Source organism: Vibrio sp. 11986-1-5, assembly GCF_963878025.1.
In the GTDB taxonomy this organism is placed as follows: domain Bacteria; phylum Pseudomonadota; class Gammaproteobacteria; order Enterobacterales; family Vibrionaceae; genus Vibrio; species Vibrio injensis.
In genome coordinates, this window is sequence record NZ_CAWNVW010000011.1 from 465,233 (window position 1) to 479,320 (window position 14,088).

Annotated in this window: 8 protein-coding genes and 1 pseudogene; 5 read left to right on the top strand and 4 right to left on the bottom strand. The window is 42.2% G+C overall.

Going from position 1 to position 14,088, the window contains the following annotated elements:
* Positions 1 to 24: 24 nt before the first annotated feature.
* Positions 25 to 2,193: pseudogene (locus AACS00_RS05105) on the bottom strand (YgiQ family radical SAM protein); the annotation flags it as partial.
* Between the two features lie 290 nt (positions 2,194 to 2,483).
* Here AACS00_RS05105 and AACS00_RS05110 point away from each other — a divergent pair.
* Positions 2,484 to 4,964 carry a bifunctional diguanylate cyclase/phosphodiesterase gene (locus tag AACS00_RS05110; RefSeq protein WP_110166700.1) on the top strand — a complete coding sequence of 827 codons (2,481 nt, stop codon included), beginning with the start codon at positions 2,484 to 2,486 and terminating at the stop codon, positions 4,962 to 4,964.
* Between the two features lie 212 nt (positions 4,965 to 5,176).
* Here the strand turns inward: AACS00_RS05110 and AACS00_RS05115 are convergent, their stop codons facing one another.
* Positions 5,177 to 7,939, bottom strand: coding sequence for a M16 family metallopeptidase (locus AACS00_RS05115; RefSeq protein ID WP_072669611.1), 2,763 nt, complete (start codon positions 7,937 to 7,939; stop codon positions 5,177 to 5,179).
* A 195-nt stretch (positions 7,940 to 8,134) separates the two neighbouring features.
* On the opposite strand from AACS00_RS05115, the gene AACS00_RS05120 reads away from it, so the two are divergent.
* Both AACS00_RS05120 and AACS00_RS05125 read left to right on the top strand, forming a co-directional pair.
* Positions 8,135 to 8,812, top strand: a complete 678-nt coding sequence (locus AACS00_RS05120; protein WP_110166701.1) for a hypothetical protein — start codon at positions 8,135 to 8,137, stop codon at positions 8,810 to 8,812.
* Positions 8,813 to 8,903: 91 nt separating this feature from the next.
* On the top strand, positions 8,904 to 9,098 hold the full coding sequence (locus AACS00_RS05125; RefSeq protein ID WP_040904231.1) for a DUF4250 domain-containing protein: 195 nt from the start codon (positions 8,904 to 8,906) through the stop codon (positions 9,096 to 9,098).
* A gap of 38 nt (positions 9,099 to 9,136) precedes the next feature.
* Here the strand turns inward: AACS00_RS05125 and AACS00_RS05130 are convergent, their stop codons facing one another.
* A complete protein-coding gene (locus AACS00_RS05130) occupies positions 9,137 to 10,048 on the bottom strand; it encodes a LysR substrate-binding domain-containing protein (protein WP_110166702.1) in 912 nt (303 codons plus the stop codon).
* Positions 10,049 to 10,304: 256 nt separating this feature from the next.
* Between AACS00_RS05130 and metE the strand changes: the two genes are divergently transcribed.
* Positions 10,305 to 12,596 carry a 5-methyltetrahydropteroyltriglutamate--homocysteine S-methyltransferase gene (gene metE / locus AACS00_RS05135; protein ID WP_110166703.1) on the top strand — a complete coding sequence of 764 codons (2,292 nt, stop codon included), beginning with the start codon at positions 10,305 to 10,307 and terminating at the stop codon, positions 12,594 to 12,596.
* A gap of 72 nt (positions 12,597 to 12,668) precedes the next feature.
* Here the strand turns inward: metE and AACS00_RS05140 are convergent, their stop codons facing one another.
* Positions 12,669 to 12,836, bottom strand: coding sequence for a hypothetical protein (locus AACS00_RS05140; protein ID WP_181397468.1), 168 nt, complete (start codon positions 12,834 to 12,836; stop codon positions 12,669 to 12,671).
* Positions 12,837 to 13,137: 301 nt separating this feature from the next.
* Here AACS00_RS05140 and htpX point away from each other — a divergent pair, with 301 nt between their 5' ends.
* Positions 13,138 to 14,001, top strand: coding sequence for a protease HtpX (htpX, locus tag AACS00_RS05145; protein ID WP_072669607.1), 864 nt, complete (start codon positions 13,138 to 13,140; stop codon positions 13,999 to 14,001).
* The last annotated feature ends 87 nt before the right edge of the window (positions 14,002 to 14,088 follow it).

The following is a 14,088-nucleotide window of genomic DNA, read 5'->3' on the forward strand; positions in this document are numbered from 1 at the left end:
GGTTGGTTTGGTGGTGCGATTTTTCCCTTTAGGCGATGATGTATTTTTAGCCGTATGAGGTTTAGCATTACTGCGTAGAGCATCAAACCCAGGTTGGGTATTGGTATGTTTGGTCGCAAATCGATTCGCGCCGTGGCGGCCAGACTTACGCCGCTGGGCTGGAGTGCGAGCGTCAACATCATCAGCGGGTACTAAACAGGTTGCTTTGTCTCCGATTAAATGTTTCTTGCCCATGTTAATCAGAGCTTCACGGATCAAAGGCCAGTTAAGTGGGTCATGATAACGTAGTAATGCTTTATGCAATCGACGTTGGCGCTCACCTTTAGCGACAGTCACCTCTTCCCGTTTTTTGTACTTGACTCGTTTTAATGGGTTGGTTTCGGAGTAATACATTGCTGTCGCGTTACACATCGGTGATGGGTAGAAGTTTTGTACCTGATCACATTGATAATTATTGGATTTCAACCACAACGCGAGGTTGAGCATGTCTTCATCCTCGGTGCCCGGATGAGCAGAAATAAAGTAAGGGATTAAATACTGTTTTTTACCTGCTTCAGCACTGTATTTCTCAAACATCTCTTTAAAACGGTTATAAGTGCCCATACCCGGTTTCATCATCAGATCGAGAGGGTTCTTTTCGGTATGTTCAGGAGCAATTTTTAGATAACCGCCCACGTGGTGAGTGACCAATTCACGCACATATTCTGGAGACTCAATCGCTAAATCATAGCGTACACCAGAAGCAATCATCACTTTTTTGATGCCCTTTACCTTGCGCGCTTCACGATAAAGATCAATCGTATGTTTATGATCAGTATTGAGTTTATGGCAAATACCCGGAAAAACACACGACGGACGACGACAGTTCATTTCTGCTTTAGGATCGCTACAGCCCAAACGGTACATATTGGCGGTTGGACCTCCTAGATCAGAGATAGTCCCCGTAAACCCAGGCACTTTATCGCGAATTTCTTCCATCTCATTGAGGATCGACTCTTTTGAGCGGTTTTGAATAATACGTCCTTCATGCTCGGTAATGGAACAAAATGAACAGCCGCCAAAACAGCCGCGCATAATGTTCACCGAGGTTTTGATCATATCGTAAGCGGGGATTTTGGCTTGGCCGTATTGAGGATGAGGCACTCGAGCGTAATTTAATCCAAATACGTAATCCATCTCTTCGGTGGTGAGTGGAATTGGGGCTTGGTTGACCCACAATTCACGATCACCATGGCGCTGAATTAATGCACGTCCCGAATAGGGATTAGTTTCTAAATGCAACACGCGGCTCGCATGGGCGTATAAGATCCGGTCATTATTCAGTTTTTCAAAGGCTGGTAAACGTACGGCTGTCGTTGCTGCATCGTGACGAGAGGGACGAATGGTGATTGGCTTCGCTTCGGCTTCTTTTTCCTGATTTGTCTCACACTGAGCCTCTACCGCATAAGGATTTATCGGTACAAACGCCTTACCCGGTTTTTCAATCCGTGAAGAATCAATAATCGTGTAATGGTCGGGTGCGGCAGGTAGGATAACCGCCGTGCCACGGATATTGGTCATCTCAGTAATAGCGTCACCATTAGCCAAACGATGGGCAACTTCGACTAAAGCGCGTTCCGCATTACCAAATAACAAAATATCAGCTTTGGCATCGAACAGCACCGAACGACGAACTTTATCAGACCAATAATCATAATGAGCAACGCGGCGTAAGCTCGCTTCAATACCACCTAAGACTAATGGGACATCTTTATAAGCTTCTCGGCAGCGTTGAGAATAGACTAAGGTTGCGCGATCAGGGCGCTTTCCACCTTCATTATTTGGTGTATAAGCATCATCATGACGTAGTTTTTTATCAGAGGTATAGCGGTTAATCATCGAGTCCATGTTACCTGCGGTGATGCCAAAAAAGAGATTTGGCTTACCCAGAGCCATAAAAGCCTCTTTATTATGCCATTCCGGCTGAGCAATGATACCGACCCGAAAACCTTGCGCTTCTAGCAAGCGGCCAATGATCGCCATCCCAAAACTAGGGTGATCAACATACGCGTCGCCAGTGACAATAATGATATCGCAGCTATCCCATCCTAGCGCATCCATCTCTTGCTTACTGGTAGGAAGAAAGGGTGCCGTTCCAAAGCATTCAGCCCAGTATTTTTTATAGTGATGGATAGGAGTGATATTGCTGTGCATATTTTAACCTCTGATAGATGAGCCGCGCATTATAACGACTTGTATCAGTAGTATCTAGGGGAACCTGCTCAGTTATATGTAGACCATTTTTTAATGAAACATGTTCGTCAACGTATTGACTAAAAAGTTAAAAATCTTTTGAAGTCAAATTAAGAGATTTTTTGGGTCATTTTCTGTGACATGGTCTACATTAATTAGTATGCAAGTAGTTTTTATTCGTGCAAGTTTATTACTTCATGGTGAGTATGACTTGTTCAGGAACGTCAGTTAGGCTCAAGGCTGGGATAATTATGACACAAGTAGATTCTCAAGAATGCTTACAGAAGAAGTCCTCAAAACACCCTACTAATGTGGGATATAGCGCTATTGCGTGGTCGCTAAACATTGAAACTCACGAGTTTATTTGTGATCAAGCAATGCTCAATCACTTGTTTTCTATGCAGCACTCTACGACTAATATTAAAGATATTTTACGTTATATGACGCCGAGTAAAGCGGCTGAAATGAAGCGTTGTTTTAAGTATGTGATTGAAACGGGTGAGAGTCATTATTTCAATTGCAGTCTGGTTATTGCTGAAAAAACGCTAATTTATGTCGAATTTTTCATTGAGCGGATTTCTGCCGTTTTACTGAAAGGAACCATACAACCATTAATAAAACTCGGTTCGGTAAGAGCATTAGCTAAGTTATTTGAAGACCTCTTTGATAACACACATCATGGATTTATGCTGACTGATCAGGATACGAGAATCCTAGCGTGTAACCGTTATTTTGAGCAATATTCGGGTTTTAAACAAAGCGAATTACTCGGTTTAAAGGCCAGTATTTTTAATAGTCAAAAGCACTCAGCCGACTTTTATCAATCTATGTGGCATGACATTAATCATTATGGTACTTGGAGCGGGGTTATTTTAAATCGTCTCGCATCAGGAAAAATCTCGCCACAAGAGTTAACCATTCAGAAAATTACTTTACAGGATGGTCGGGTATTTTTTTTAGGGATGACTTTGGATTTGTCAGAAAGCCTTTATCGAGTAGCTGATATGCCATTAGGCGAAATTGATCTGCTGACCCAATTGCCAACGGAAGAGAAATTTAAAGATTTACTGAGTATCTACCAGAAAGAAAATCAAGAAGATACAACATTAATTGTGCTTGTTTTTCAGCCTCAATTTTCGACGGAGCATCGCCATGCTGAGATGGTCATGTTGTCTAATTTCTTGGTTAATAGCGAAGAAGCCAAACTGACAGGTTACGTTGGTAAAGATATTTATGCTGTGTGTTTAGCGTGTACTAAGTGTCAAAAAACGACAGATTTTCGACAAATTCAACATGCCATTCGACGTTTCATGCAAGACTTAAAGAAAGAATCTGAAATATATGCAACGGTGATTGGTGGTCGTATTGGCGTGTCGGTTTTAGAATTAGATGCCAAAACACCAGCTAGAATGGTCACTCATGCTATGCAAGCGATGCTTGAACAACATGCCGGTGAGTCGAAAACGATTAGTTTCTATCACAGTGAAATACATCAACAAGTTAAGCGTCGCAAATCCTTAGAGGATTTAGTGAGCAAAGCGATTTCTGAAAGGGATCTCGAGGTTCATTATCAACCCATCGTCGATACCAAAACTTGGGAAATCGTAAAGTTTGAAGCATTATGCCGTTTTAAAGCCACTAAGGATAATGCATTCACAACTCAAGAAATGATCAGTATTGCTGAGGATCTTAACTTGATCAGCGAGTTAGATAGAACGGTCGGTATTCTTTCTCTGCAGGCTTTACCCAAAATTAAAATGCTGTTTGGGCAACATATTGGATTAACCATTAATCGCTCTTTTAATAGCAAAATGGATGCGGTACAAATATTAACCAACACTTTAGAGATGATAGAAAATTACACCGATAGCCCACAATCCATCACCATAGAGTTAACCGAAAGTGCTTATTTCGATAGCCAGTCAAAGCAAGCTAACGCATTAAAATCACTGCGTGAACAAGGTGTAACCGTTGCGATTGATGATTTTGGTACCGGATATTCTTCGTTTACTTATTTAAGTGATTGCCATTTTGATTATTTAAAAATCGATCGTGAGTTTGTTACTGATATTCAGCTTGGTAGTAATAAATGCAAAATAGTAAATATGATCATTGGCTTATGTCATAGTCTAGGGATTAAGGTTGTTGCAGAAGGGGTTGAAACTGAACAAGAAATGACCGTATTGAAGTCATTGGGTGTCGATTATATGCAAGGCTATTTTTTTTCTAAACCATTGCCTTTTACGTCACTACATCAAGCGAAAAATTATCGTCAAAACTTAGTAGGAATCGATACTAAATCTGATCAGCAACAAAAGAAAACCAGCTTAATCCATTTATTTAAAGGCAAACCACATCTTGATCCGAGTGAGCCTCTTTCTTTGGTTGACAAGTATTTTAAAGTGACACAAACCGACGCACTACCAGTTATCAATAAAGGGGTTTGTGTTGGAATTGTGCAGAGAGAGACGTTAAATTTGCACTTAACGCCGACGATGGGAACCGAATTGGAAACGATGCGTGAAGCTGCGATTTGGCGACGACCTGTTAACCAGTTGATGCAAGTTCATTTTACCCAACTTAATGCGGACACCAAACAAGATAAAATCTCGGAATTAATCAGTAATGAAACCCCGTTTCCTTGGGTTTTGGTGGATGGAGATAAATATAAGGGCTTACTGACTCAGACGGATGTCTTGCTGCATTTAGCAGAAAGACAACCGTTTTTGTGATCACTTAGTGTCGTTTTCCTCTAGATACCCCTGACAAGCCTGACGGCTCTACTCCCTTCCTACTTGAAGCTGCAGCGGTGTTGACCATGTTCGTTCAGCCTAATCCTGTAGCATGTCTATGCTCATGGGGATAAACTTACTTGCCACCTATCTGCAACTCCAAGTCGTTTGAGTTTCTCGGGTCAGTCGCTGTGTTGTCTTCGGCTACTCGATTAACCGCTCTGTTTAGGTGTCATGATACTGATTTGTTTGATACTTGTATCACCAAACATTTGCTTTGCTCGATGCTGCATCTCTTCAGCACGAACGCTATTCGCCGTATCTTCGATATTCATTAGCGATTCAATACCATAACCATGAATAAGGTAGCGGCTAAGCATTGATGCCATTTGTTCTGGTTTATCTTGTAATAGTTTTAAATCTACGATGAGTTGTTTCGCGACAGTTTGTACTTCTTCTTGGCTGATATGCTGCGTTAAACTCTCGATAACTTCCTGAACCGCTTGTTGTGTTTGCTCAACATAAGCTGAATCAATGGTGGTAATAAATGACCAGTCAGAACTCGGTTCACTATCCTTATTGAGTGGGATAACCTCAGGGGTATAATCCAACCCTTTATTTTCTCTAATGTTGGCTAATAATCTTTGTGTCGCTAGGCGATAGAGCATGTCTTCTAGGAACACGGTTTTTGCGCTTTTGACTGAGGAATCAGCAGCAATATAACGATGAACAATCAGAGTGTGGTTGTCTGTATTTATCGGTAATTCTAATTGTGAACTGATGGAGGTTGAATAGTCCGCAGTAAGTCTAAGTGGTTGCGCTGGCGCTAGTGGAATATTAGCAATATATTGACGTAATAAGGGAGTGATGGTCGAGGGAGTCACATCGCCAACGATAACCAAAGTAAAGTTACCTTGCTGAAAGAGTTGTTGATGCACTTGCATGACTTGATCTGCCGTCGGGGTCGGTTGATCTTGAGTATCCCTAAACCAATGGGCACTGCTCGGATTATAAGAATCATGGCTAACGGTTTTAATGAGTTGGCCAAGGGGCGTCGCCACAAACTGACTTAAGTTAGCTCTGTGTTGCTGATTGGTCGTATCCAGTTTTATTAGATCAAGATTTGGCCGTGTAGAGAACTGGTGAATCATGGCGAACCCTTCATCTAAATCCTTTTGATTCATTTCCAATCTTAACCAGTGTGAGGTGCTATCAATAAAGGTCGCCATCGACATGTTTTTGCGTTTCAAGTAGCTGTCCGTTTGTGCTCCATTCATGTCACCCAAACCCGATTGCATCAGAACGGTCGGTGAAATATCGGTTGCATAAAATAGGTCATTGGGTAAAGCAGCGTAACCACCTAAGCTAGAGTAAAAAAGTTGCAGCTTTTTTTTCCCACTATATGTTCTTAATAAATAAGCATCCACACCATTTTCTAATTGCCAATGAACAATATCAGGGTCGGTGTTGATAGACTGTGAGCTAATAATCTCTCCTTGTTGTATGGGTTGATACAATGCAGGATTAATGTCGGCTATTTCAGTTTTTATCCCACGGCGTTGCTTGGTTTTTTGTATATGACCTCGTTGATTGGTGAGTTTGGATAAAGTTTCTTGTCGATCAGCACCAATAATGATAGTGGCATCACTACGTAGTAACTGTTTTAAGTGACGATTGACCTCTTCAACAGAAGCTTTGCTGAGTAATTGTTTAAGGCCATGCTGGAAGTCGAGTTCGCTTGATAATACCTCTTGGTTAGAGATAGCCCAAACTCGATCATTCGCATGTTCAGGGGGTAACCGATTATGCTTATTTTGAGTTGCATACAGGAGGTCGTCTTGGTACGAATGAAGTACCGCCAGTAGCTCTTGCTCGCTGACGCCAAAATCACGGAGTGACGATAATGTTGATAAGGTAAGGTCGGTGACCATGCCTCTTTGTTGGTAAGGAAAAGCCACACTGATCAGAGAATAGCGTTGATCAAGTATACGATAACTGATCGCATGTAATTGAGTATGAACTTGTGCGGCTTGATTAAACTCGGCAGCAAGTCGATAAGAGATCAGTTGTTCAGCAATATTATCTAGACGATGATTGATTAACTGTTCGTGATTGGTAATACGATGTTCTCCACGATCGATTAACAGAGAAAAACTTGGGTGTTCACCAGTCGCGACATAATCAATAAAATCTTGTGTATCCAATTTTGTTTTACTTGGATGGATTGGGCGAGGTGTCTCACCTGCTTGCCAGTTAGCAAAGTACTCTTGAATCCATTTTTCACCTTGCTCAAGAGTGACATTACCCGTAATGACAATTTCTGTTAATTGAGGTTGATACCACGTTTGATAAAAGGTTTTTAGGCGTTCAGGAGTCGCTTGTTGAACACTATCTCGTGTTCCTAACACATCATGTTGAGCATAAATCGTTTTTGCGATTAATTGCTCATAAAATTTTTGTTCAAATGGTTTATCGTCACTCATTCGATAACGAAATTCACCCATGATCACACCTTTTTCTTTTTCAACTTCTTGCGGCGTAAAATGTAGACCATCGGCAATATCTCTAAACCAGAGTAATGCTTTGTCTATCGCTAGGTTATCCGGCAAATCTAGGCTATAGACGGTTTCTTTGTAGCTAGTAAATGCATTCAGGTCGGCCCCAAAGCTGGCTCCGGTCTGCTGCACCATCTTAATCACATCATTATGTTGGTAATGGATACTGCCATTAAAGGCCATATGTTCGACGAAATGCGCGTAGCCGGATTGTTCAGGACTTTCTTGTAGTGACCCAGCATGGACATAAAAACGAATGGAAACAGGTTGATGATGATCAGGGTACAGATGATAGGTTAAGCCATTCTCTAATTGACCCGTTACCCATCGCTGATCGGCTTGTAAAGGTGTAGTAGGGTGGTGAGAGATACAACCCAGTAAAGAAAGGGAAATTAGCCCAACCATTATTCGTGTGTTCATAGTGACCTCATGATTTTTTCCGTACTATAAACAAGAAGTTGTTCATGATGGCGCTAGATATTTATGATCCTCGATGAGAATAACGAATCGAATCAATAAGAATGATACAACTATCAGTTTTAACATCGAGGTAGGCAGATGTACGACGCTTTTGTTATCATCTTCGTCCATTTTTAACTACGTAACGAAGATCTTATGCTTTATTCTCTACTGAGTGTGATGGCTCCTATGTTGTTAGGTGCGCAAATACTATTGACGCTAGTGTTGGTCAAAGGTGATATTTGTCCGGGACAACGAGGGCGAGTACATAAAGTACTGCCTGTACTTGCCATTCTGTGGCTTGCTGTTGCGTCATTAAAAGTTGAGGCATTTTTAGTCGTATTTGCTTTGCTTTATTTTTACTCGCAGGTACAAACTAAAAAAACACGTCAAGAAGGGCCGTTGTGGGTAATGTATCTGGCAGATGGTTTAGTGTTAGCTTTTGTTGCGATTTTGATTTTTGATGCTGTCAATATGTCTGCCAGCTTGTCTTTGTTCAGTTTGATCTTTTTACTAGGCGCAATATTGGGGCATCTTTTACTGACGATCGCTCGTACACGTCTACAAGCTTTTCATCGTTTATTACCGGTGGTGGGTATTGTGTCAGCGATGATCGCAACACTCTGTATTGTTCCTTATGCCTATCAACTCGATGCGCCATCTTTGTCAGCATTGACTCAGCCTCTATTAATCAGTTTTTTATTGCTAGTAATAGGGATTGTTGCTTGGTGTTGGCACTTATTATTGGTGAAACCTGTGAACAAAGGACAGTTGATTGTTGCCCAAGGCTTGCTTTTGGCCGCTGCGACTGGCTTCCATCATCTTTATTTATAATTGGCAGAGTTTCGCGAGACGGTTCACTTTTCATTCCGCTAATTACGACTAAGCTTGTTAATAAGGCGTGTGATGATAGAGGAGCATGATGATGGATTTAAGCAATGTGAGCCGTCTTGACGATGCTATTTTACTCGGTATTGTAAATGAAAAGCTTCGGCTTGAATGTGATAGCTTGGGCGAATTAGTTTCCATGTATGAGATGAATGAAGAACACGTGGTTGGTAAGCTACAGAACTTGGGTTTTAGATACGACCCTCTCACCAACCAGTTTAAAGCGGTCTAATTTTACAAACCTATTAGTTTTTACAAATTAATCAGTTTTTAAGCCATCTTGATGCCATCGAGGTGGCTTTTGCATTGTTGACGAGCGATAGCAAAAAAGGCTTGCAGATAATGTTTGTCTTTTTCACTGTGACGAGTTGCGGCAAATAGCCTGCGCCACAAGCCATTCCCCAACGGTTTACTGGTGATCAATCCTTGACGGGAAAATTCACTGATTGCCCAATTCGGTAAGGTCGCAACGCCTAATCCCGCAGAGACCATTTGCACTAACATCAGGGTGTTATCGGCTTGTTTCCATTTTGCTGGTTCAATTCCTGCTGGTTGTAAAAAGAGCTTTACGACATCCAAGCGCTGTTTTTGTACCGGATAGCTCAGCATGGTTTGATCGGCTAAATCTTGCGCGCTAATAAACGCTTTATCGGCTAGTGGATGATTGGTTGCCGTTATGAGACGCATTTCAAAATCAAACAGCGGTTCATAGTGTACTTCAGAGCGAGGCAAAATATCTGAAGTGATCACTAAATCAAGCTCTCCCGCCAATAATGCAGGGAGAGGCTCAAATCCAAAACCAGAAGAAAAATCGAGAGTAACGCTCGGCCAAGCAATTTGATATTCACGTAGCGCGGGCATCAGCCATTGAAAGCATGAATGGCACTCAATCGCCATGTGTAATCGGCCATTAACATCTTCTTTTAGACTGGCCAGTTCATTTTCGGCTTTTGCCAGTCTTGGTAGCACTTCATCAGCGACCTTAAGCAGAATATTCCCTTCAGAAGTAAAACGGACCGGACGTGTTTTGCGCAAAAATAGTTGTCCTCCAATCCGTGCTTCGAGATCTTTGATTTGATGCGATAGAGCCGATTGCGTTAAGTGGAGACTGGTTGCGGTTGCGGTTAGCGATCCTGTCTCACGCAGCGACACTAAGGTTTTTAAATGTTTAAGTTCTATCATGCGCCACCGTCATTTTTATCTTTATTTTTGTCTATGACTATTTAACTTACGTTGTTTTTTTGGAGCTGTAAACATCTAGATGGCTATTTGTTATTTAAAGAAGTGAAGTTATCAAGTCTCAATATGAATTTAATTAATAAACAAGTTGAATAATTGGCGATTGTGTCAGTGATTGATTAGCGAGATAGTTTGGACATCCAGACATCTTTTAGTGTGGCGGTGTCTGACAAAATCAATGATCAAAAGGATAACGACCATGGCAACGACGACTCATATTCTAGGCTACCCACGTATCGGCGAAAAACGTCAATTGAAGTTCGCTTTAGAGCAATACTGGCGAGGTGAGATAACGCAAAATCAATTGCAACAGCTAGGCAGTGACATTCGACAACAAAACTGGCAATGGCAAAAAGAAGCAGGATTAAGTTTTGTCACGGCTGGTGATTTTGCTTGGTATGATCATGTGTTAACGACCACTTTATTACTTGGTCATGTGCCTAAGCGTCATCGTGATGGTTTTCCAGATATTGATACTTTATTTCGTGTCGGTCGTGGTCAATCGCAAAATAGCTGTGGTTGCAGTGGCAGTGCGGCCTCGGATATGACCAAGTGGTTTAACACCAATTATCATTATATTGTGCCGGAGTTTAGTGCTGATGATAGTTTTGAAGTCAGTTGGCCGCAGTTGTTTGATGAAGTCAATGAGGCGATTAAAGCTGGCCATCAAGTCAAACCAGTATTACTTGGGCCATTAAGCTACTTATATTTGGGGAAAGAGGTCGAAGAAGGATTTGATCGCCTGAGTTTGTTACCGAGACTATTAACGGCGTATCAAGCTATTTTGGCTAAATTAGCCAAACAGGGGGTGACGTGGGTACAAATTGATGAACCGATTCTAGCCCTTGAGTTAGAGCCAAAATGGCAAGATGCATTTAAATTAGCTTATCAAGTGCTACAAGGGGAGGTAAAACTATTACTCACCACGTACTTTGATTCGGTGGTCGATACGTTAGATAACATTATTCAATTACCGGTCAATGGTTTGCACATCGATCTTTCAGCTGCGCCCCAACAATTAAACAACGTCATCGACAAGCTACCTCAAGATTGGGTGTTATCGGCAGGAGTCATCAATGGTCGCAACGTATGGCGAGCGGATTTGGCTTCATTATTGACCTTATTACAACCGGTGAAAGAACAGTTAGGCGATAAGCTTTGGCTAGCCAGTTCTTGTTCTTTATTACACAGCCCGGTGGATTTGGATTTAGAGTCAAGCCTATCAGCGGAGGTGCGCAGCTGGTTTGCTTTTGCCAAGCAAAAAATTACCGAAGTGGCTTTACTCGCGAAAGCGCTAGATGGCGATCAAGCGGCGATCTTAGCTTGTGATACCTATAGTTTACCGATTGTCGAGCGAAAAAGTGCCCTGCATGTTAATAAGCCTCGAGTCCAAGCACGTGTCAATAGTATTGATCAAGCTCTGACCGAGCGAAGTGCGCCATACAGTGAGCGAGCGTATCATCAGCAAGAAGTGTTAGGTTTACCATTGCTACCAACAACAACGATTGGCTCTTTCCCACAAACGGGTGATATCCGTGCTGAGCGCAGCGCTTATCGACAAGGGAAATTAACCCAAGCGCAGTACGAGCAAGCGCTTAAAGGGCATATTGCCGATGCGGTGCAGCGTCAAGAAGCATTAGGGTTAGACGTATTAGTACATGGCGAAGCTGAACGTAATGACATGGTGGAATATTTTGCAGAAAATCTCGCTGGTTTTCAAACTACGCAATTTGGTTGGGTACAGAGTTATGGTTCGCGCTGCGTTAAGCCAGCGATTGTGGTTGCCGATATTGAAAGAGCGCAGCCAATTACAGTAGGTTGGTCGACTTATGCTCAGTCATTAACCAGCAAGCAGATGAAAGGGATGTTAACTGGGCCTGTGACCATTTTATGTTGGACATTCCCACGAGAAGATATTTCTCGTCAGCAGATAGCTCAGCAATTAGCACTGGCTTTACGTGATGAGGTTGCCGATCTGCAAGATGCGGGCATCAATATTATTCAGATTGATGAGCCGGCGATTCGTGAAGGCTTGCCGCTGAAAAAACGCGATCATCAAGCGTATCTGTCGTGGGCGGTGGATGCTTTTAAGATCTCTGCGGCGGTGGCTCGTCCAGAAACACAAATTCATACTCACATGTGTTACAGCGAATTTAATGAAATTATCGATGCGGTGGCAGCATTAGATGCAGATGTGATCACTATCGAAACATCACGGTCAAATATGGAGCTACTTAAAGCCTTTGAGGAGTTTAGTTATCCCAATGCGATTGGCCCTGGTGTGTATGATATTCATTCACCCAACATCCCTGCACAACAATGGATAGAAGATTTACTGCGTAAAGCCGCAGAAAAAATCCCCGTAGAACGTTTGTGGGTGAATCCAGACTGCGGTTTAAAAACGCGTAATTGGCCGGAAGTTGAAGCCGCATTGACCAACTTGGTGTTAGCGGCGAAAACCTTGCGCAGTGAGTGGCAAGCTAACGTTTAACATCGAAGTACAATCAAAACAAAAAGCCGCCATTCGAATTGAACCGATTGGCGGCTTTTTTGAGAACGGTGACTATTTATCTTGTGATAAACCGAGTAGCGATTGTTGGATATCACTCACTGGGGTTTGAATGGTTGGCTGAGTGGTAATGCCCAATTGTTGTTTTGCTTCTTCAACGGTTAATCCTAGATGACAACATAATAAATCGATTGCCATTTGGTAGCTATTGACTTCGGCCATGATAGTTTCCTTTGCTTGTTGTGACATACCCGCTTTTTAGCTGAATCTGCAAATAGTTTGCGTATAGCCATTGACTTAGATCAATCTAATCGCTTTAACTACGCCTCTCAATAAGACCAAAGTCTAACTTTTTACTGATCGGATCTGTTGGTTAATTTCTCGGACATTAAATGTTGCAATTTAGCACTTAACCTTGAATATTAAATCGATAACACTATCTCTATATAAAAGTAAAAGTTGGCTGATATATGAACGGTATCATCGGTACAATTAATCAAAACATCCTATTTGGAGAGAAGTAATGAAGCGAGTATTTTTATTCTTAGCAACCAACCTAGCTGTTGTGCTGGTGCTCAGTGTTGTTCTGAATATCGTTTATGCGACAACCGGCATTCAGCATGGCAGTTTGTCTGGCTTGTTAGTCTTAGCTGCGGTATTTGGTTTTGGTGGTTCATTTATTTCACTTCTTATGTCAAAAAGCATGGCACTGCGCTCGGTTGGGGGCAGAGTGATTGAAACGCCACGTAATGAGATGGAGCATTGGTTATTGCAAACCGTCAGCCGTCAAGCGCAGCAAGCCGGTATTGGTATGCCAACAGTGGCTATTTACGATGCGCCAGATATGAACGCTTTTGCTACAGGCGCAAAGCGTAACGACTCGTTAGTCGCCGTATCGACGGGTCTGCTACACAATATGACAAGAGATGAAGCTGAAGCGGTATTGGCTCATGAAGTCAGTCATATTGCGAATGGTGATATGGTGACCATGACATTAATGCAGGGCGTTGTGAACACTTTCGTTATTTTCCTGTCACGTTTTATCGCCAATATTGTCGCTTCGCGAAATTCAGATGAGGGCGAGGGCAGTAACACCATGGTCTATTTTGGCGTTTCCATTGCTCTTGAATTGGTATTTGGTTTCTTAGCCAGCTTTATCACTATGTGGTACAGCCGCCATCGTGAGTTTCATGCTGATGCAGGGGCGGCTCAGTTGGTCGGTAAACACAAAATGATTGCTGCTTTAGAGCGTTTGAAAATGAGTCATGAGTCGCAGCTTGAAGGTTCAATGATGGCATTTGGTATTAACGGTAAGCGTACTGTGACGGAGTTACTAATGAGTCATCCTCCGCTAGATAAACGTATTGCCGCATTGCGTAACTCTTAATTTATTATTTATCATTGACTAACCAGCCTTCGGGCTGGTTTTTCTTTTCTCGTAATTGATCGTTTTATCTCTTCATGTCGTATCTTA

Excerpts from the sequence above, each read along its gene's own strand:
- AACS00_RS05115 (WP_072669611.1), bottom strand. The coding sequence starts at position 7,939 with ATGAACACACGAATAATGGTTGGGCTAATTTCCCTTTCTTTACTGGGT.
- AACS00_RS05130 (WP_110166702.1), bottom strand. The coding sequence starts at position 10,048 with ATGATAGAACTTAAACATTTAAAAACCTTAGTGTCGCTGCGTGAGACA.
- metE (WP_110166703.1), top strand. The coding sequence starts at position 10,305 with ATGGCAACGACGACTCATATTCTAGGCTACCCACGTATCGGCGAAAAA.
- AACS00_RS05120 (WP_110166701.1), top strand. The coding sequence starts at position 8,135 with ATGCTTTATTCTCTACTGAGTGTGATGGCTCCTATGTTGTTAGGTGCG.
- AACS00_RS05125 (WP_040904231.1), top strand. The coding sequence starts at position 8,904 with ATGGATTTAAGCAATGTGAGCCGTCTTGACGATGCTATTTTACTCGGT.
- AACS00_RS05110 (WP_110166700.1), top strand. The coding sequence starts at position 2,484 with ATGACACAAGTAGATTCTCAAGAATGCTTACAGAAGAAGTCCTCAAAA.
- htpX (WP_072669607.1), top strand. The coding sequence starts at position 13,138 with ATGAAGCGAGTATTTTTATTCTTAGCAACCAACCTAGCTGTTGTGCTG.
- AACS00_RS05140 (WP_181397468.1), bottom strand. The coding sequence starts at position 12,836 with ATGGCCGAAGTCAATAGCTACCAAATGGCAATCGATTTATTATGTTGT.